Consider the following 20403-nt stretch of genomic DNA (forward strand, 5'->3'; position numbering starts at 1 on the left):
AAACGATAACAGAGCCAATAACGGAAAGAGAAGATGATGAACCTGAGACAACAACTGCAAAAAGCGTTTGATGAGAGTGGAGAAAACTTGGTGGTTGGTAGTGAACAGCTCTGCCCTATAGAGCCTTCCGTCCTAGCTGAGTTCACTGAAGACTCACCTCTGGTTGTCAGCATTATTCGCTCAGGGCTGACCGCAGAAGTTTTCCACCTAAGAATCAATGGTAAAGACTACAACCTGAAAAAGCGCCGCACAGTGGCAAAAGTAGCTAACTTAGACGGTCAGTATTCTTTTCTCAATGAAGTTCAGCGACGGAATGACCTACAAAAACTCAAGCAGCAATCAGAAACTGCTCAAAGACTTAGCCATATAGTGCCAACGATCTACGCTAACTACCGTCTGGGAATTATTTTGTCGCCGTGGATTGAAGGGAACCATATTCAGCAACTCACGCCTGATTTGATTCAACAGTTATTCACCACACTGCAGGCGTGTGAAGAACACGGTTTGATGGAATGGGATCTATGCAGCGGCAACTTGCTGGTGGATCATCATCAACAGCTTTGGCTGTTCGACTTCGGCTATATGTACTCGTTTGATCCGATAACCGACTTCAACAGCAACGGAACTGCCGATCCTTTATTTCATATGGTTGAACGTTTCGAAACGCGCTTCTTTTTTGGCTGGCTGCTGAAAAAGAAGAGCTCTTTGGCTGAGCAACTGGATCTGTATCGGACGCTGAAACAAATTGCTGTGGAGGTTTATCAGCAAAAAATTACGTGGCTTAAAGCGCAACAAGCAAAAGTTATGGTGATCAATCACTTTGAAAGTCTTATTGAATCTTGGCAGAGAGCGTTAGCCAGTGATGATGAACTTTTACATCTGTTTCAACTAGAGTCTTTCCGTTCCCATGTGCTTGATATTGATGATGACATCGACGGCCAATCCTGTACCGAATTAACTTTAAAACGCATATCTCTGGTGCTTGATGTTCTGGCGAGCGACTTTGATTATTTGAATAAAAGCGGTGGTTTGTTTTATGGCAACAAAGGCAAATCACAACAAGCGATCATTGAGCAATATGAGCAGAAACGAGAGTTGGCAGAGGAATATCAGTTGCGATAGCGGAAGGATAGAAAGAGCATTGAATTTTTGCCGAGAGTTGCTAGTCAATCGCTAACACTTGCGGCGAGCAATGACGAAAAAATTAAGCCTCCAAATTCCATAGGAGGAACTGGAGGCTTAAGAAACTCAATCTGCGTGCAGTTGGGTTGAAATCTTATTTAGTATAAGACTGAGCGATGTTGTCGATACGCTCATTTGCGCGTGCAGCTTCTTCTTGTGCTGCCATTGCAGAATCAGATGCTGCATTCACTTTTGAAGCTAGAGCAGAGTGCTCGCTCTTAAGTGCTGCAACTTCGTCGTTAAGCTGGCTAACTTGGCTGTTTAGCTCGTCCAATTTTGCTGTTGTTGCTTCGTCAGGACCTGATGCACAACCTGCTAGTAATAGTACAGATGACGCTGCTGCCGCGATTAACATCTTGTTCATATGAACTCCTTGATTTTATGTAAATATCAAAACGTCCTATACATTCTTTTCCATATAGTGACGAGTTATAGTGTAGACACTATTTTACGCTTCGCCTAATCAGTAAAAGTCAAAATAACCCAAAATAATGTCAATGAATCAAATGATTGTGTGAATTCTTACTGATAAGAATTACTTTAGCACCAAATTTGACTGTAGTGCATATACTATTTAAGTGTTATGAAGAGAATATTTTCTGTGATCTCTATCTATTAGCGCACTATTCGCGGTATCATACTGCGCTTTGATTTTGACCATTTAGCCACACGTGTTCGGCTACCCCACTGATTTGGAGAATCCTTTGCAGTTTAAAGATTTAGGCTTAGACAATCGCTTATTGAAAAACTTAGCACACTACGATTTCAAACAAGCGACCGAAATCCAGAAGATCGCTATTCCTGTTGCTATTGCAGGAAAAGATGTATTGGCGTCTTCGAAAACTGGTTCCGGTAAAACATTAGCCTTCTTACTTCCTACTCTGCATAAAGCTTTAAAAACAAAGGCTTTTTCAGCAAAAGATCCGCGCGCAGTGATTTTATTGCCAACGCGCGAATTGGCGAAGCAAGTGTATGGTGAATTACGCGTTATGTTGGGTGGTTTGAGCTACACAGGTACGCTTATCACTGGTGGTGAGAACTTTAACGACCAAGTGAAAGCGCTGAGCCGTTACCCTCGTTTTATCGTTGCGACTCCCGGCCGTCTTGCGGATCACCTTGAACACCGTTCGTTGTTTTTAGATGGTGTGGATACTCTGATTCTTGATGAAGCAGACCGCATGTTGGATCTGGGTTTCGCCCCTCAACTACGTCACATTCATAAAGCGGCGAAACATCGTCGTCGTCAGACGCTGATGTTCTCTGCAACATTGGATCACGCTGAAGTCAACGATATCGCAGCTGAGATGTTAAATGACCCGCGTCGTATTTCAGTGGGTGTCTCAAACGAGCAGCACAAAGACATTCGTCAACGCTTCTACCTGTGTGATCACCTAGACCACAAAGAAGCGTTACTAGACCGAGTTCTGCACGACGCAGAATATCGTCAGGTTATTATCTTCACGGCAACGCGCGCAGATACCGAACGTTTAACCGATAAGCTTAATGAGATGAAGCTGAAAGCGGTGGCGCTAAGTGGAAGTTTGAACCAAGCGCAACGTAATACCATTATGAGTCAGTTTGAGCGTGCAGTGTTTAAGATTCTGGTGACCACTGATGTTGCATCTCGCGGTCTGGATATTGCCAATGTGACTCACGTTATCAACTTTGATATGCCAAAACACACCGAAGAATACGTTCACCGTGTGGGTCGTACAGGTCGTGCTGGCAACAAAGGGGATGCGGTCTCTTTCGTTGGTCCTAAAGACTGGGATAGCTTCAAACGCGTAGAAGCGTTTTTGCAGCAAGATATTCAATTTGAAGAGTTGGAAGGGTTAACTGGCAAGTTTAAGGGCCTTAAACCTAGACAGCCAGTGCGCAAAGTAAGTGACCAAGCAAACAAGAATGTGAAGTCGCAAGCGAAGAAGGTAGCGAAGAAACCTGTTAAACGCGATAAGAGCTTCTATAAAAACGTCGCTGTGGGTGACAATGTCTTCATTCCGAAGAAGAAAGTTGCCCCTAAAGTAGATGAAGAATAATCCGAAAGATTATCTGCTAGATAAAACAATGCCGCTTAAACAGCGGCATTTTTGTCTGTGTCATATGGTGCCGTTACTACTTTCTATACCTACAAAATCTGCACCTAATAGATTGCGTTTAAATCTGGTGAGATAAAAAACTCCTATTCTTAATTTTCCTTAAGCTTTCCTTAAGTTTACTTATTTAAGCTCTCTCTATAGCTAGCAGAGAGGGCTTCTTGTATGGCAGATTTCTTTCCATCTCACCCATTTAAGCTTGAGATTATCGACCGCATTCATCCGCAACGTAGTGAGATTGAAAACTACATTGCCCAGCGTTATTCCTTAGCATTTGATGCACATTTAAGTTCCTTTATGCCCACATTTATGGCTTTGATGGAGGGTGAGGAAATTCGTTCGCTATGCGGTTTCCGTGTCGCCAGCAACGAATCACTATTTCTTGAACAGTATCTAGATGAACCGGCAGATCAGCTTTTGAACAAAGTTTTTCATCGCTCTTTATCTGATCAATCCGTCAATCATCCAGCAGAAAACAGTACTCAACCGCGTATCGAGCGCAGCAAGCTTATCGAATTCGGACAACTTGCTTCATTTTCGAAAGGCTTTTCTACGCTTCATTTTCTGCTAATGACGCAAAAGCTGGTGGAGAGTGGTTATGAATGGTGCATTTTTACCGCCACTGATCCGCTGTACGCCATGATGTCGCGACTCGGTTTGGAAACCACAGTGTTAGCTGAGGCTGACCCTTCAAGAATTCCCGATGCGACCTACACATGGGGCAACTACTACCAACATCAACCGCGTATTGTTGCGGGTAACCTGAAACAGGGGCTCGCGCATCTTGAGGCTTTGTTTGCTGAAAAGGTGTGTCGTGCGCGTGGAGGTGCACTGTGAATATGATTATTGAATCTCTCATCCGACACTCCATTGATACGCCAAACAAAATTGCATTTATTGGCGCTGATGAAGAGATTTCTTATCAAAACTTACTTATCAGAGTGCGTGATGTCGCTGAGTATTTGGTTGAGTATTCACCCAAGTGTATCGCTTTGCGTGCCGAAAATAGCCTCGACTGGGTTATCGCCGATCTTGCTGCGCTGTATGCCGAAATTCCTAATGTTCCTGTCCCGCTATTTTTTACGCCTGAACAAGTCGACCATATCTTGGCTGAGTCTGGCGCGGATTTATTGGTTGGCGATTGGGATGCCTGGGTGGAGAACACTGCCGATAATGCACATTCGCTTGATGCAATAATGGTGGGGCACGCTGGAAATCTGAGTATCTGGAAACGTTCAGTTAAGGACGTAAAACCGCTGCTATCACATACCGGAAAAATCACTTTTACCTCTGGTTCTACTGGTCACCCGAAAGGTGTCTGTTTGAGCCAGAATCAACTGTCAAAGGTCAGTCGTGCACTGGCTGATACCATTGCTACCGAAGTGAAATGTGAAAAACACTTGGTGCTTTTACCGCTATCTACGCTGCTGGAAAATATCACTGGTATCTATGTCCCAATCATTATTGGGGCGACGTCTGTCGTGTTGAACGGTGAGGAAGTGGGGTTGAGTGGTTCCAGCAACTTCAATCCTTCTCAGTTTGCTTTGGCGCTGGCGAAGTATCTGCCTAACAGCTTAGTGCTCACTCCAGCTCTGTTAATGGCTTTGATAGAAGTCGTAAAAGCAATGCCGGTGTTAGCGAAAAATCTAGAGTTCGTTGCAGTGGGTGGTGCTCGCGTTTCACCACAGCTTTTAGAAATGGCGCACAGCTTAGGTATTCCTGCCTTTGAAGGATACGGTCTTTCTGAAAATGCATCGGTCGTCAGTCTTAATACTCCATCCGCGTATAAAGCTGGCACCAGTGGAAAACCACTGCCACATATCGATGTAAAAGTTTCCAATGACGGTGAAATTTACGTTTCTGGTTGCGTTGCGTTGGGGTATATCGGCCAACCTTTTGAACAGGGTTGGTATGCCACGGGCGACTTAGGACATCTCGATGAAGACGGTTTCCTTGTAATCGATGGCCGTAAAAAGAACCAAATCATTACTGCATTCGGTCGCAATATTTCACCCGAGTGGGTGGAATCTGAGGCTCAGGCATTTAGGGCGCTGTACGGAATGGTTCTGGTTGGTGACGGCGAAAAATCACTGAGTGCCATCCTAGAAAATCCAAATGTTGAACAAGTGACAGCGGCGCTAAAACAGCTCAATCAACGTCTGCCAGATTACGCTCGTATCCGGACGTTAATCACAGCTCAAGGACTGAATTCGATGGCGGGATTTTATACCAGCAATGGTCGCCCGATTCGCTCCAAGTTTGAACAGTGGATGCTGAGTAAAACCGATGAAGATGATGGGCGAATCATTACGCCAATTAACGAATGAACGAAAGTCGCCAAATATTTTTGAAGAGAAGAATTACGGAGTAACTACCATGACTGCATTTTTTGAAACCCTGAAAAAAGAAACCCAAGTGGCTCAACAACAGATGTTACAAGCGCCGATTTTCGCGGCTTGCGCCCGTGGTGAAATTGAACTGGATACTTACGTGAACTTTCTTACTCAGGCGTTCCACCATGTAAAACACACCGTACCTCTATTGATGGCATGTGGTGGCCGCTTACCTGAAAAGTACGAGTGGCTACGTCAGGCTATTGGTGAATATATCGAGGAAGAAAAAGGCCATCACGAATGGATCTTAAATGACATCAAGGCTTGTGGTGCGGATGCCGAAGCAGTGCGAGCGAACTCGGGTAATGGTCGAGTGGGTTCTGCGATTGAGCTGATGGTGGCGTATCTGTATCACCAAATCGACCGTGGCAACCCTATCGCTTTCTTCGGCATGGTGTGGGTATTAGAAGGCACCAGTGTGGGTGTCGGTGGTCAAGTCGCAGCTCTGGTCAAACAGACCCTAAACCTGCCAGACAACGCAATGAGCTACTTAACGTCACACAGCGTACTGGACCAAGAGCATATCCAATTGTTTGAGAACTTGATGAACCAAATCACTGATGAGAAAGATCAACAAGCGATTATTGATTCATCCAATATGGTGTTCCAGCTATACGGTCAAATGCTGCAAGAGCTGACTCCAGCTGCAATGCAAAATGCGGCTTAAGGAACAGTTATGGAATTGCAAGACAAACGTGTATTACTAACAGGTGCTTCTGGCGGCATTGGCAAAGAGGTCGCGAAAGCGCTGGAAGCAAAAGGAGCAAAACTGCTTTTGGTTGCGCGTAATGGCAATAAGCTTGAAGCGCTGAAAAACAGCTTAGAGTTTCCCCATCATCATGAAGTTGTGGCGGCGGACTTGTCCACAGATGCAGGTTTCGAAAAGGTGAAACAAACCTGTTTGAACCTATCACAGAAAGGACAACGTATCGACGTATTGATTAATAATGCTGGCAGCAATCAGTTCAGCTTTCTTGCGCAGAGAAGCAGCCCATCGATTGAACTTGAGATGCGTCTGAACCTATTAGTGCCAATGTTGTTGAGTCAATCTGCGCTCTCTTGGATTAGTCGTCCGGGCATTATTCTGAATGTCGGGTCAACCTTTGGTTCCATCGGTTTTCCAGGCTATACCACTTATTGTGCGGCGAAGTCAGGGTTGCAGCGCTTTAGTGAGGCGTTGGACAGAGAGTTAGATGGTTCAGGCATTCGGGCGCTGTATCTTGCGCCACGAGCAACGGATACGACGTTAAACGACCGCTTTGTTAATCAAATGAACCAACAGCTAGGCAATAAGAGTGATTCGCCAGAAGTGGTCGCAGGGCATGTGGTCGACATCTTGGAAAAAGAGCAAGCGGCTCGTTGGATTGGCTGGCCGGAAAAACTGTTTGCTCGTATTAATCAGATCCTTCCAGGCGTTGTTTCTAAATCCATTCGCAAACAACAAGACATCATTCATCACTTTATTAACCAAGTCCATGGCAAGTAACTGAGGGACGAAATATGAAATTTTTACTATCAACTTTAGCTGCTACTATTTGTTTTGCTACTGCCACATCAGCTTTTGCTTCGGGAGCGGATCCGTTAGTCACGATTCAAAAAAAGTGGGCGGTCTGTCAGTATGATTCGAAAGATACGGATAATCAGGTTTACTGCTTAGAAAACTTAATCAAGCGCAACGAAGAAGCTTTGAAACAAGAACCAAACCGCCAAGAGTTGAAAGTATGGTTGGCAATCAACAAGTCGTCGCTTGCGGGGGCTGATGGAGGTTTAGGTGCTCTTTCGTTGGTGAAAGAAGCAAAAGCACTTTTAGAACAAGTGATTGATAAAGCGCCAGAAACGTTAAATGGTTCAGCGTTTACCAGTTTAGGCTCGTTATACTACAAGGTGCCGGGGTGGCCAATTGGATTCGGTGATGATGATATGGCTGAGAAAATGCTCCGTAAAGCATTAGAAATTAATCCGGATGGCATCGATCCAAACTATTTTTACGCGGACTTTTTAGCGCAGGACGGACGAAAAAAGAAGCCATCCAGTACCTAACCAAAGCACAGAAAGCGCCGCCACGTGCTGATCGACCTTTAGCCGATCAGGGGCGTAAGCAAGAAATAGCAAAATTATTAGGAGAACTTCAATAACCATGCGGTTACTTTTAGTTGAAGATGACACGTTACTCGGGCAATCCATGGTGACTTCACTCAGTCGCCATGGATATACCGTGGATTGGGTAGACAGAGGCGGTGGTGTTGAAGTTGCTATGAGAACCGAGCAATTCGCTGCCGTCATTTTGGATCTTACCTTGCCAGATATCGATGGGCTGGTTGTTTTGCGAAACCTGCGCCGAGCTGGCTATACCTTACCTGTGTTAATCCTTACTGCGCGTGATGATATTGAAGACAGAGTAAAAGGCTTAGATGGCGGAGCTGATGATTACTTAGTCAAGCCATTTGCCCTTGAAGAGTTGATGGCGCGGCTGCGGGTGCTCATTCGTCGTCAATCAGGATATTGTGATGAACGCATCGTTGTTGGACAACTTTCTCTCTCTTTAGCTGAACAAGCCGTTGATTATGATGGAAATAGGCTAAAGTTAACCAATAACGAATTCAAATTGCTCACCGCATTAATGACTCATGCGGGGAGAGTGCTCAGTAAAGACCAGCTACAACAGTCGTTGCACGGTTGGGATGAAGGGGCGAGTGACAATGCCATCGAAGTGCATATTCACAATTTGCGTAAAAAAGTTCCAAATAACCTGATTAAGAATATCCGTGGCGTGGGGTACATCATTGAAAAATAACGTAGAAGAAACTTTTTCTATTAAAAAGCGATTGACGATATCAGTGATCGCGCTTTCATCAGTTTTAATTCTGATTTGTTTGTATTTCAGCTTCTCTTATTCAAAACATGAAATTGAAGAGGTGTACGACGCTCGCCTTGGTCAGTCAGCCAAGATGCTGCTATTGAGTATGCCGATTTCAGAACAACCTATGCAGTCAGGTCAAACGCGTGATTTATTTGATAACTGGATGAAACGCATTGCTCTGCAAGCAAAAGGGGATGACAACCCGACACCATTTGGCCACCCTTATGAGCAACATATTTTAGTTCAGTTTTATATCGCAAATGAGCTCATTTGGAGCTCGATTCCTGAAATAGACAACCTCGACCATGACCCTAAGTACGCAGGGTTTGGTTATATGGATATTGAGAATGAACCTTGGAGATATTTCCAACTTCCATTGCCTAAAGCGATGAATACTAAGCATGAGTACATCTTTGTCGCTGAGAAAGAGTCGATTCGTGATGAAATGATGTATGAATTGGCGTTGTCTGCTGCTTTACCACAATTTGTTTTAATTCCGAGTCTGGCACTGCTGATGGTGCTTTTGATTGATAAACATTTTAAGCCTATCTCTGAACTTAAGCGGGCGATTGCTCAGCGCAGTGCGAATAAGCTAGACAGCATTTATGTCGCAAACCCCACGCAGGAATTGTCTCCCCTAGTTGCAGCTCTTAATACTTTGTTGAATGAGTTGGATCAAGCTTGGCAAAGGGAAAAACGTTTTACCCGCATGGCAGCACATGAGTTGAAAACACCGCTGACCATACTGCGCCTGAATGCAGAAAACGCTTTGATGAGCCAAAACGAGCAACAACTGAAATCAGATTTAAGCAATATTCTGCAAGGCATCGACAGAACAGACCGCATGATTCAGCAACTTTTGACACTGGCTAAAGTGGAAAGCATCCATGAAATGAAGTTCTTGGTTACGGATCTTTCTAAGCTTTGTCAGTCAGTTATCGCAGAACGCGTACCGCTTGCTCTTAAGCGTCAGCAAGAAGTCTCGTTTGAAGGTGATGGTATTCAAGTGTTAGGCGACGAAGCATTACTGAGAATGCTGCTAACAAACCTGCTCGATAACGCGATGCGCTATTCGGGGGATGGTTCTCAGATCAACATCAGACTGGAAGACAAAGAAGAGTCTGTGAACGTCTACGTCAGTGATACTGGGAAAAACATCACTACTGAAACGCGAGAGAAAATGTTCGATAACTTCTATCGAGCCAACACAGAAAAAGGCGACGGTGCAGGGCTTGGCATGTCGATTACCCGCGATATTGCCAGATTGCATCGAGGAAGCGTTGAGCTGCTTCCTCGCGCGGACAGCCGTAACACGTTTTTGGTTGTGCTACCTAAATAAATAGGTTGATGTTGCGGCCGTTAAGATTTAAGGCCGTAACATCGCATACCGCCATTGCTGGTCACTTCTGCGCGGCTACCTTGATGCCATGCTCCATCTTCACTGTTCCAAAATGCAAGATGATACTGTTCGCCATCATCATGCCAGAACCCGATAGGTTGATTGGGAAAACTATTTCTGCAAATTAATTCACCTTCAGCAAGAGAGACAGGCTTTCCGCTTTGGTCAATGACATCGATATCTAAGCCCAAAGCCACACCTTGGCATTCTCCGTTGTAGACAGGTGAGATAGGGTTGCCAATCACAAAGCTGCCAAGAATATCTGAGTCTGCGGACATAACTGACAAGTGCAAATCGGGTTTGACTTGGTCGTATATATAATCAAATTGTTTGGCTTTGAGCATTTGCCCCGTTGAACAGAGTGTCTTGAGAGAAGTTAAAGCGTAAAAATTGCCGGGTGAAAACTCTTTTTGCTCAAGAGCCTGTAAATAATCTGCCGGAGTCGCAAACAGAGTCACTTCCGCTTCCTGAATGAACTCCCATAATGCACTTGGTTGAGGATAGAGCGGATAGCCATCATAAATGACTAAGGTTGCCCCGCTTGCTAGTGCAGAAACATGCCAGTTCCACATCATCGAGTCACATTCTGTATTGATCAGGACGCGATCATCGGGCTGTATATCGCACTGAAGCTGATGCTCTTTTAAGTGATTAAGTACGGTTCCCCCAACACTGTGAGCGGTGCATCTAGGTGGAGCATTATCTATTTCTGAAAACAGCACAAACAGAGGGTCGTTAAAACCAATACGCTCGTAAGTTAAACCGCGAGGAAGATAGCTGGAAAGCAGTGATTGCCAGTCGGAAAACGTATCATTGAAATTCACGCTGTATTCGCGTTGCTGCAAATATTCTATCTGGCAGGTATTTTCTATACTTTCAATCGCTTGAACAATTTTAGAATTACTTTCTTCCATCAGATGATTGCTGCCGTTAAAGCTATAACCATTACAGCAGAACAAAATTTTGGGTTGAATTTGCTCAAAGCGAGCTATGGTGTCATCAATATCATCTGAAGGGGAAGTTGATGCCCAGATAGCTCCCAAGCTTGTGGTCGCCAGCATCGCTACAACGGTTTCAGGCATATGGGGCAAGCAAGCCGCAACCACATCACCTTTTATCACCCCATTCTGTATCAGCCATTGCTGAACAATCGATACCTGATCACAGAGCTGCTGCCATGTCAGTTTTTTGCTTTGTCCGTTCTCGTTTTTAAACCAGATAGCAACGCCTTCAGGTTTTTGGAAAGCGTAGGAAAGTAGGTTCTCTGCGTAATTGAGTTGCGCCTGAGGAAACCAAATCGTATCACGAGCAGGGAGGAATTTTTGCCAACGAGCGATGCCTTCACCGTAGATACAGTTACCGCAGAATCCAATCACATCACAGAATTGCCAGATCTCCAGCCAGAACTTTTTCTTATCCGCTACTGACCATTGGTGGAGCTGCTGATAGGTTTCAACCGCTTCACCCTGCATATTAATGTGTTGAATAAACTGCTGAAGATTCGATGCTTGAACTCGCTCTTCGCTGGGTATCCACAATGGGTTTTCGTTAGACATAACTCGCTCAGCCATTCAATTTACTCTGAATAGAGTTTTGACGCAGATCTAGACAAAGTCAAACAACAGCTCACTGATATTTAAGAAAAAAAGAGAATAACTATCGTGATGATTTGGCTTGAGTTGGCTAAGGAATAAAGTTGTTGGCGGATTTTAGTAGGAGACAGGTAAAAAAATAGCCAACTGTAACTAATACAATTGGCTGATATAACATGTGAACAAAATGTATTCACTAACAACGTCAGTTGGCTAGGTGACCCTCGGCTTAATAAGGGTCAACTAATATAAAGCATATTGCATGCCAACTTTTTTAGTGTGATTTTTGGTTATTAATTAATCTATATTGGCGATTTGTAAACGTTTCGTGGAAAAACTTTGCATAATGCAAATGCATAATGCAAAAGTTTGGTCAATTTGCTAGTGATAATCTTAATATTAAAACGCCATTTCATTAAAACCTTGTTAATTTAATTATAGTTAGAATACTAATTAATATTTATATGTCTTATAAATTTAATTAATCTCAATAACTCCTTTAAAAACAATATTATATGTTTATTTCTCCATCTCCTTTCAATATTTAGGGTTGAAATAATCTTTAGTCTTGTTAGTTTATATAAGGAATTTGTTTAGAGTTCTAAATGATTATGTGGCGAACAATGATTACAGCAGCACCTTGGGTCGCATACCCAGAAATTATGCAAAATCTTCAGGAAGATTGGGTTTTTAGAGTACCTACCGCAAGTGATGGCGCAAAAATACATGAGCTTATCTCTCAGTGTGCGCCGCTTGATGAAAACTCAGCTTATTGCAACTTTCTGCAATCAACGCACTTTCAAAGTACTTGTGTTGTCGCTGAGTGTGACGGTGAGATCGTTGGTTTCGTTTCAGCCTATCGCAAGCCGGATAACCCTAGTGAGTTATTCATTTGGCAAGTCGCTGTGCATGAAAGTGCGCGCGGTAAAGGTCTTGCTTTCCATATGCTGAAAGAGATTCTGACCAGAGATGATCTGCAAGACATCCAAGTATTGGAAACCACGATTACTAAAGACAACCTCGGGTCATGGAGCCTGTTTAAGAAATTAGACAGAGTGCATGGAGAGCGTGGTGAAGTATCCACTTTTCTCGATGAAACCCGTCATTTTGAAGGTAAACACGATACGGAATATTTGTATCGAATTCCTCTAAAGCAGCAGTAGCCAAAGGCTATCACTGTTATTCATTCAAGAATCAATAAAGAAGGTTAAAACGCTACGTTATGGATATCTTTAAGAAAAAAGAATCAAACGTTCAATCTTACGCAAAAAATTTCCCCGTTGTTTTCTCTACTGCTAAGGGTAGTTGGCTCTACACCAAAGATGGTGACGCTTACCTTGATTTCTTAGCGGGTGCCGGTTCACTGAACTATGGGCACAACAACGCCATTTTTAAGATGGCACTGCTTGAGTACATCGATAAAGATGGTATTACGCATGGTTTAGACATGCACTCAGAAGCGAAAGCTGAATTCTTAAGTGCATTGCAAACTTATATTTTTGAGCCTCGCTCTTTGAACTACAAAGTACAGTTTACTGGCCCTACAGGTACCAATGCCGTAGAAGCAGCCATGAAGCTTGCGCGTAAAGTGACGGGGCGTAGCAATATTATTGCGTTCACCAATGGCTTCCACGGTTGTTCGTATGGCGCACTTGCCGCAACAGGTAACCAACACCATCGTGGTGGCGCTGGCATGGGGCTATCGGGTGTGACTCGTCTACCTTATGAAGGTTATGCGGATATCGATGGCTTGGCCTTGTTCGAAACCATGTTGTGTGACAACTCATCTGGCTTAGATAAACCTGCGGCTGTTCTGGTTGAAACGGTTCAGGGTGAAGGTGGCTTGAACGCTGCGTCAAATGAGTGGTTACAACGTTTGGCGAAGATTTGTAAAGCACACGATGTGCTGTTGATCGTCGATGACATTCAGGCGGGTTGTGGTCGTACAGGCACGTTCTTTAGTTTTGAGCCTTCGGGCATCCAGCCAGATATTGTTACTTTATCGAAATCTATCGGTGGTTACGGTTTACCTATGGCGGTTGTGCTGTTTAAACCAGAACTAGACCAATGGAAACCGGGCGAACACAACGGCACATTCCGTGGTAATAACCATGCGTTTGTCACCGCTGCAAAAGCGTTAGAAACCTATTGGGCAGATGATGAATTTTCACAGCACATTCAGCAACGTGCTGAGCAGGTAACGCAAGCTATTCAAAAAGCGCTTCGTATGTATCCGACACTGTTTACCCGCTTGAAAGGTCGCGGTCTGATGCAAGGTATTGAGTGTCAGAGCGGTGAGATTTCAGACAAGATTGCCCGCGAATGTTTCCGCTTAGGTATGGTGATTGAAACCGCAGGTCCGGATGATGAAGTAGTGAAATTCTTCTGTCCTCTGACTATCAGTGAGTCTGAGCTTGAGCAAGGTTTAACTATTTTTGCTCAATCGGTTGAAAACATCGCATCTCAATACATTAAAAAAGCGTCATAAGGAAAAGTCATGATTGTAAGAACACTAGATGAATGTCGTCAGAGTGAACGTCGAGTCGTTGCGGAAACTTGGGAAAGTGTACGCATGCTGCTGAAAGATGATCAGATGGGCTTTTCGTTCCACATCACCAACATTTACAAGGGCACTGAAACCCATATTCACTACAAGAATCACCTTGAGTCTGTGTACTGCATGTCGGGTGAAGGTGAAATTGAAGTAGTCGGTGGCGAAACTTATCCGATCAAGCCAGGTACCTTATACATTCTCGATAAGCATGATGAACACTTCTTACGTGCTTATGAAGGCGCAGATATGGTGATGGCATGTGTGTTTAATCCGCCGTTAACTGGTGCGGAAACCCATGACAAAGACGGTGTTTACCCGATTGTTGAATAACGGAACGCACCTATTCTCCTTCCTCAATGCAGGAAGGAGAGAACTCGCAAAATAAGAAGTGACTTTTAACCCAACGAGAAGAGGAGACATCATGTATTACACCGTAGAGAAAATCGGTGGTACTTCTATGTCTGCGTTTGACGCAGTTCTTGATAATATTCTGCTAAAACCGAGCAATCCATACGGTCGAGTATTTGTTGTATCGGCTTATTCAGGGATGACTGACGCTTTACTGGAGTGCAAACGCACAGGTAAGTCAGGTATCTACAAAATGATCGCCAAACGAGACGACGCTTGGCGCGAGGCAATATACGAACTTGAGCAACGTATGTTGATGATCAATGAGAACTTGTTCGCCGACCCTATGAGTCGATTGCGCGCAGATAAGTTCATCCGCTCTCGAATTTCTGAAGCAGTAAACTGCATCAATAATATTTTGGAAACCTGCCAGTATGGTCAGTTTTCGTTGCGTCATTATTTGCCACAGGTAAGAGAGTTTCTTTCCTCGATTGGTGAGGCGCACAGTGCTTATAACACGGCGTTAAAGCTCAAAACATTAGGCGTGAATGCACGTTTTGTGGATTTGTCGGGTTGGAGCAACGGTGCTCAGGGATCGCTTGATGAGGTTATTCAGAAAGCGTTTGAAGAGATCGATGTGGAAACCGAGCTACCGATTGTGACTGGTTATGCTTACTGTGATGAAGGCTTAATGAAAACTTATGATCGCGGTTATAGCGAAATGACCTTCAGCCGTATTGCTGCACTAACAAATGCAGACCAAGCGATCATTCATAAAGAGTATCACCTAAGTTCAGCAGACCCTCGTGTGGTAGGTCCGGATAAAGTGCGCCCTATGGGGCTGACCAATTACGATGTTGCTGATCAGTTGGCTAACTTGGGAATGGAAGCCATTCACCCTAACGCCGCAGCGGGTCTTCGTAAGCAAGGTATTGAGCTGCGAGTTAAAAATACTTTCGAACCGGAACACGGTGGCACACTGATATCTAATGTTCATCAGCCTGAAGATAACAAGGTTGAGATCATTGCGGGTCGAAATAAAGTGTTTGCCCTGCACATGTTTGATCAAAGCATGGTCGGAAAAGTGGATAATGTAAGTTATGAGCTAATGGAAATCATCGCTGAAGCCAAAGTGCATTTGGTTGGAAAGGAGATGAACGCCAACTCAATGACTTATTTCCTCAGCGGCAGTTCTGAGAACCTCAATGAGGTGCTTTATAAGGCTGAAAAACGTTATCCGAACGCATCGATTTCTGGAAAAATGGTGGCACTGATCTCTGCAATTGGCGCATCAATCAATACCAATGCGGCATTGAGTTTAGGTATGCAGGCATTAGATAAAGCCGACGTGACACCTATGGCAGCGTATTCATCTATGCGTAACGTTAACGTGCAATTCGTGGTCGAAGATAGCGACTACAACAGTGCCATTTGTGCCTTGCACCAGAAGTTAATCGCTCAGAAAGAAGAGTCAAAAGAAAAGTCGAAACCTTCGGTAAAAGCGGCCTAACGTGTTTATATAACTAACTTGTTTAGGTAAAAAGACGTGCCAGTTTAAAAAGGCGTTGAGTGGTCACACTTAACGCCTTTTTAAACGCTTGCTATTGAGGCCGTTATTCGCTCTGGTACAGTTCCAGTGGTAGGCCGTCAGGGTCAGCGAAGAAGGTATACTGCTTGCCCGTAAACTCATCTACTCTTATCGGTTCAACTTCAACTCCTTGCTGTTCAAGCTTGTTTTTGGCGGCAGAGACATCATTAACACAGAAGGCAAGATGGCGTAAGCCTTGCGCTTCCGGATAGCTTGGCCTTTTTGGCGCCTCAGGAAATGAGAACAACTCGATTTGTGAACCATCTGGCAACGCTAAATCTAGCTTGTAAGAATCGCGCGCTTGCCGGTAATTTTCAGCAATGACTTCTAGTCCGAGAACATCCACATAGAAGGCTTTTGAGCGTGGATAGTCAGAGCAAATAATCGCAGCGTGATGAATTCGTTTTAACATGATGTCCTCGTAACGTTTCAGCGGTTGAGCTTTGGACGCAAATGTTCAAGTGCGTAATCAATAAAGACTCTCAATCGAGCAGGCATGTATTTGGTTTGCGCATACTGCATTGCAATCGCGCCATGGTAGTTACTCTTAATCGTCCACTCTTGTAACAGTTGCACCACTTCTCCGTTGGCAATCGCATCTTGAACCACAAAGTCATGGAAAATCCCGATACCCAAACCATTTTTTGCCCCGTTTAAACGGATCTGAGATTGGTTAACCGCGAAACGACCGGTTACCGCTACAGTGTGGAACTCATCGTCTTTAAGAAAGCTCCAGATATGGTCATGCTCGGTTTCTGCAAGATAAAGGCAATCGTGCTGCGAAAGATCCGTAGGATGCTTAGGTACACCTCTCTGTTTGAGGTAATCAGGGCTGGCACACAACACCAAGTTGGTTTTCGCCAATTCTTTGAGTACCAAGTTTTCGTCCGGTTTATCGGTCAGTTTGAATGCTACATCGACATTGTGTTTGAACAGATCGATTTCACCATCTGCGGCGCGAAGTCTGAGTTTGATCTCTGGATACTGTTTCAGAAACGGCACAACCAGTGGTTGCAACACGGAGTTAAGGAACGCCTCGGGTGCGGCAATGGTAAGAGTGCCTGCTGCCTCGGTATGATCCGAGTTTGAAAGCTCTACCGCTTGCTGCGCAGCATTCATCATCACCAAACATTGGTCATAAATTTTTTGACCTGCCTGAGTAATGATCAGTTTCCTTGTGGTGCGTTCAAACAGCTTCACCGACAAAGCTTGTTCTAAACGAGTAATAAGTTTACTTAACGCGGACGGAGTAACGCCTAACTTGTGAGCCGCAGCGGTAAAACTGCCTTCATTTACAATTAAGATAAATGTCGCTAAATCAGGAAGTAAGGTAATAAGCTTTGGGTTTAGCATGGTGTTTAGGCGTTCAATGATCGTACAAGTGCAGTGATGATGCGAACTGTATCATAAGAATCACAAGATCTGTTCGGCTAATTCTAACTTATGAGAAGTAGAAATCGTCTATCTTTACAAAATGTTGTGCTAGGGAAAGCTGGAATGAAGAAAACTGAAAAGCGGTGGTATTCGAGATTTGTAATGCCACTACATATCCATTTGTCTGTGATGTTTGTCACTGTGGTTGCGGGCTCATGCCTACTGCAAATCTGGGCTTCTTCCAAAAGTATCGACAACATTATTTTTGAAGCCAATCAAACCCTGTTTGAACAAATAGCCACCACCACGAAAGGCGATTTTGAAAAGGTTTTCCAGCCAGCGATGGATGCTATCAGTACCTTAGAGCTCACGCCTCTTAATGATCCAGCTCGTGAAGATGACCGAATTCCCTATCTCGCCATTTTGCAAAAATTGTTACATACCCAGCCCGGCGTCAATGCTTATTTCATTGGTTATAACAATGGGGATGTATTGGCAGCGTTCAAAAACACTCAGTCGAGTTGGATGACAGACATTCCAGTGCCTAAGAATGCGGAGTTGTTTGGTGTGATGTCTTCGTATGAAAAAGGTTATGCGACACTGTTCTTTTTTAGTGTTGACGGTAATGTCATTGGTTCGCAGATTATCTCGAATAGCAGCTTAGATGCTCGTAAGGAAACTTGGTACCAAGCGGCGCAAAAAAATGAGATGAGTCTGGCGAGGCCGAGATTTTTTAAAGTTCAACAGCAAATTGGCGTGACGGTGCAAAAGCGATCAGAAACAGGAACGGTTATTGCGGCTGAGATATTGCTATCCAGCGTTTCAAATGTGCTGGCAGGCAGCGCACAAGATCACCCTTCGACAAGACTGTTGTTTGAAAAAAATCAACGCTATATCTACGCCTTCAGTGAAGGCAGCAGCCACCGTCTGTCATTAAGTGAATTGGAGACCATTGACCAGTTACCTTTTCCAAATATCAGATCGTTTATTCTCGATGAAAGCAATGTCGCGAAAGGCTTAAAAACAGAAATGATTGATGATGAGAAGTGGTTTGGCGAAGTGTTTCCCGTTGCGAAAATTGGCGATAAAGATTTCTACTTACTGTTTGCCATAAAAGAAACAGAACTGTTAGATAAAGCCGCCGCCATAAGACATCATGCGATAGCAACCGCGTTTATTCTTGCTCTGCTCGTATTGCCAATTGTTTATATCATGGCGCAATTTATTAGCCGTCCCATTCGTTTAGCCACTCAAAATGCTCAAGACATCAGTCACTTCAAGTTTGATGCGCCAAACTATAAACCCAGCCGAATCCGAGAGATTGTTGATCTTAGTAAAGCGTTAAAAGGGATGAACATCACCATTCACAACTTTTTTGAACTGACCAGAACCATATCGAAACAGAAAGACTCTGTGAGAATTCAGTCGGTGATTAGTGAAGGTTTGGTCAAAGTAACCAAAGCTCAAGGTGCTTTCTTATCGATATGGGATGATAAGGAGGGGAGCTTAGAGGCTCATATCTATTGGGACAGTAAAACCAAAGATAAGAATGATGTCTCTCTTGCTTATTTGGATAGCAACGAAAAGGTTCTCAGCATTTACTCGCAAGTAAACGGTGAAGAGTATTTGATCTATGAAAACTCGCCTGAGTTTGCGAGAAAGCTTCGTCTGCCAGAAGAGATCTGGTGGCTCCTGGTGCCGCTTTATAACCGTGAGCAGGAATGCATTGGATGTTTGAACCTTGCTTATCTGAACGAGCACAAGCAAGCAATATTAGATGAAACACTTCCACTCACTTTGGTGCTAACTGGCTATACCTCGCTGGCGATTGAAACGAAAAAACACTTGAGAGAGCAAAAGGAACTTTTGGAAGCGTTCATTCGTGTCATTGCTGGTGCTATTGATACCAAGTCTCCCTACACGGGAAATCACTGTCAGCGGGTGCCGGTACTGACAGAACGTTTAGTCACGGCTGCGGCTGAATCGGATTTGCAGCCCTTTAAAGATTTTTCGCTCACAGCAGACGAGCAGGAAGCGTTGCACATCGCCTCATGGCTGCATGACTGCGGCAAAGTGACAACACCTGAGTATGTGGTGGATAAATCGACCAAATTGGAAACCATCTACAACCGCATCCATGAGATCAGAACCCGTTTTGAAGTGCTGAAAAGAGATGCACAAATTGACGCTTATCAGTCGGCATTTGGCACCTTACCAAACGAGCATCAAGCACCGCTGGATGAGAAATGGCGTCAGTTGGATGAAGATTTCGCGTTTATTGCACAAATGAATGAGGGTAATGAGTTTCTCAGCGAAGAGCACCAACAGCGCATTCATACAATCGCGGGTAAAACTTGGCAACGAACCTTGGATTCAAGATTGGGATTAGGGCTGGAAGAAGCGAAACGTTATCGTGATGAAGACAATGATCTGCCCGTTACCGAATCACTTTTGGCGGATAAGCCGTCACATCGTATTCCTTGGGAATCGAGCAAAATTCGAGATGCGCGCTTCCAGTTGCAGCCCAAGCAATACAAGAACGATCAGGGTGAGCTTTATAACCTTTGCATTCAACGTGGCACATTAAACGATGAAGAGCGCTTTATCATCAATGACCATATCATCGAAACCATGATGATGCTGGAATCATTGCCGTTTCCAAGCTCCATGAAAAACATCCCGCTGATTGCTGGTAGCCACCATGAAAAACTGGACGGTAAAGGTTATCCGCAAGGTATTGATGAAAGTGAAATCCCGCTTGCCGGGAAGGCGATGGCGATTGCCGATATCTTTGAAGCACTGACCAGCTCAGATCGACCTTATAAAAAAGCTAAGACCTTGTCAGAGTCGCTCAAAATTATGAGTTTTATGGTCAAAGACAATCACATTGATGCTGATCTGTTTGCCTTGTTCCTTAACTCGGGTATTTACATGGAATACGCCAAACAGTTTTTAGAACCTGAGCAGATAGATCAAGTCAACGTGGCGGATTATTTGGCATAGTCTAATCAGCCATCGAT

Annotated in this window: 16 protein-coding genes and 2 pseudogenes; 14 read left to right on the forward strand and 4 right to left on the reverse strand. The window is 44.2% G+C overall.

Going from position 1 to position 20403, the window contains the following annotated elements; translation table 11 throughout:
• Window positions 1-36 precede the first annotated feature (36 nt).
• Window positions 37-1122: an AarF/UbiB family protein gene (locus P4S58_RS21485; protein WP_337165862.1), complete on the forward strand. Its 1086-nt coding sequence runs from the start codon at window positions 37-39 to the stop codon at window positions 1120-1122.
• A 154-nt stretch (window positions 1123-1276) separates the two neighbouring features.
• On the opposite strand, the gene P4S58_RS21490 is transcribed toward P4S58_RS21485, so the two are convergent.
• A complete protein-coding gene (locus tag P4S58_RS21490) occupies window positions 1277-1546 on the reverse strand; it encodes an Lpp/OprI family alanine-zipper lipoprotein (protein ID WP_042479712.1) in 270 nt (89 codons plus the stop codon).
• Between the two features lie 340 nt (window positions 1547-1886).
• On the opposite strand from P4S58_RS21490, the gene P4S58_RS21495 reads away from it, so the two are divergent.
• The 8 genes and pseudogenes from P4S58_RS21495 (at window position 1887) to P4S58_RS21530 (ending at window position 9867) form a co-directional block, all read left to right on the forward strand.
• Window positions 1887-3218: a DEAD/DEAH box helicase gene (locus tag P4S58_RS21495; protein WP_102953353.1), complete on the forward strand. Its 1332-nt coding sequence runs from the start codon at window positions 1887-1889 to the stop codon at window positions 3216-3218.
• A gap of 222 nt (window positions 3219-3440) precedes the next feature.
• Window positions 3441-4112 (forward strand): thermostable hemolysin, encoded by a 672-nt coding sequence (locus P4S58_RS21500; protein WP_337165662.1) that lies wholly within the window; start codon window positions 3441-3443, stop codon window positions 4110-4112.
• 2 nt (window positions 4113-4114) lie between these two features.
• A complete protein-coding gene (locus P4S58_RS21505; protein ID WP_337165863.1) occupies window positions 4115-5602 on the forward strand; it encodes an AMP-binding protein in 1488 nt (495 codons plus the stop codon).
• A gap of 49 nt (window positions 5603-5651) precedes the next feature.
• Window positions 5652-6335, forward strand: coding sequence for a TenA family transcriptional regulator (locus P4S58_RS21510; protein ID WP_042479718.1), 684 nt, complete (start codon window positions 5652-5654; stop codon window positions 6333-6335).
• 9 nt (window positions 6336-6344) lie between these two features.
• Window positions 6345-7154 (forward strand): SDR family oxidoreductase, encoded by an 810-nt coding sequence (locus P4S58_RS21515; RefSeq protein ID WP_102953357.1) that lies wholly within the window; start codon window positions 6345-6347, stop codon window positions 7152-7154.
• A gap of 14 nt (window positions 7155-7168) precedes the next feature.
• Window positions 7169-7803, forward strand: a pseudogene (locus P4S58_RS21520) (tetratricopeptide repeat protein).
• 2 nt (window positions 7804-7805) lie between these two features.
• The gene (locus tag P4S58_RS21525; RefSeq protein WP_102939759.1) at window positions 7806-8462 is read left to right on the forward strand and encodes a response regulator; all 657 of its coding nucleotides are present in this window, start codon (window positions 7806-7808) and stop codon (window positions 8460-8462) included.
• Window positions 8452-9867, forward strand: coding sequence for an ATP-binding protein (locus tag P4S58_RS21530; protein ID WP_337165663.1), 1416 nt, complete (start codon window positions 8452-8454; stop codon window positions 9865-9867). Before P4S58_RS21525 ends, P4S58_RS21530 begins: the two co-directional genes overlap by 11 nt.
• A 32-nt stretch (window positions 9868-9899) precedes the next feature.
• Here P4S58_RS21530 and P4S58_RS21535 read toward each other — a convergent pair.
• A pseudogene (locus P4S58_RS21535) lies at window positions 9900-11483 on the reverse strand (AMP-binding protein); the annotation flags it as partial.
• A gap of 647 nt (window positions 11484-12130) precedes the next feature.
• Between P4S58_RS21535 and ectA the strand changes: the two are divergent.
• The 4 genes from ectA (at window position 12131) to P4S58_RS21555 (ending at window position 15931) form a co-directional block, all read left to right on the forward strand.
• Window positions 12131-12682, forward strand: a complete 552-nt coding sequence (gene ectA, locus P4S58_RS21540; RefSeq protein WP_042479932.1) for a diaminobutyrate acetyltransferase — start codon at window positions 12131-12133, stop codon at window positions 12680-12682.
• A 59-nt stretch (window positions 12683-12741) separates the two neighbouring features.
• On the forward strand, window positions 12742-14007 hold the full coding sequence (gene ectB, locus P4S58_RS21545) for a diaminobutyrate--2-oxoglutarate transaminase (protein WP_337165664.1): 1266 nt from the start codon (window positions 12742-12744) through the stop codon (window positions 14005-14007).
• Window positions 14008-14016: 9 nt separating this feature from the next.
• The gene (locus P4S58_RS21550) at window positions 14017-14403 is read left to right on the forward strand and encodes an ectoine synthase (protein WP_042479723.1); all 387 of its coding nucleotides are present in this window, start codon (window positions 14017-14019) and stop codon (window positions 14401-14403) included.
• Window positions 14404-14494: 91 nt separating this feature from the next.
• Window positions 14495-15931 carry an aspartate kinase gene (locus P4S58_RS21555; RefSeq protein WP_337165666.1) on the forward strand — a complete coding sequence of 479 codons (1437 nt, stop codon included), beginning with the start codon at window positions 14495-14497 and terminating at the stop codon, window positions 15929-15931.
• A gap of 103 nt (window positions 15932-16034) precedes the next feature.
• Here P4S58_RS21555 and gloA2 read toward each other — a convergent pair whose 3' ends face one another.
• Together gloA2 and P4S58_RS21565 are read right to left on the reverse strand one after the other, a co-directional pair.
• The gene (gloA2, locus tag P4S58_RS21560) at window positions 16035-16421 is read right to left on the reverse strand and encodes an SMU1112c/YaeR family gloxylase I-like metalloprotein (protein WP_337165668.1); all 387 of its coding nucleotides are present in this window, start codon (window positions 16419-16421) and stop codon (window positions 16035-16037) included.
• 17 nt (window positions 16422-16438) lie between these two features.
• Window positions 16439-17362, reverse strand: a complete 924-nt coding sequence (locus P4S58_RS21565) for a LysR family transcriptional regulator (protein ID WP_337165669.1) — start codon at window positions 17360-17362, stop codon at window positions 16439-16441.
• 144 nt (window positions 17363-17506) lie between these two features.
• On the opposite strand from P4S58_RS21565, the gene P4S58_RS21570 reads away from it, so the two are divergent.
• Window positions 17507-20386, forward strand: coding sequence for an HD-GYP domain-containing protein (locus P4S58_RS21570; protein ID WP_337165670.1), 2880 nt, complete (start codon window positions 17507-17509; stop codon window positions 20384-20386).
• Window positions 20387-20403: the final 17 nt, after the last annotated feature.

Source organism: Vibrio sp. Hal054 (assembly GCF_037162405.1).
Lineage (GTDB): Bacteria > Pseudomonadota > Gammaproteobacteria > Enterobacterales > Vibrionaceae > Vibrio > Vibrio diazotrophicus.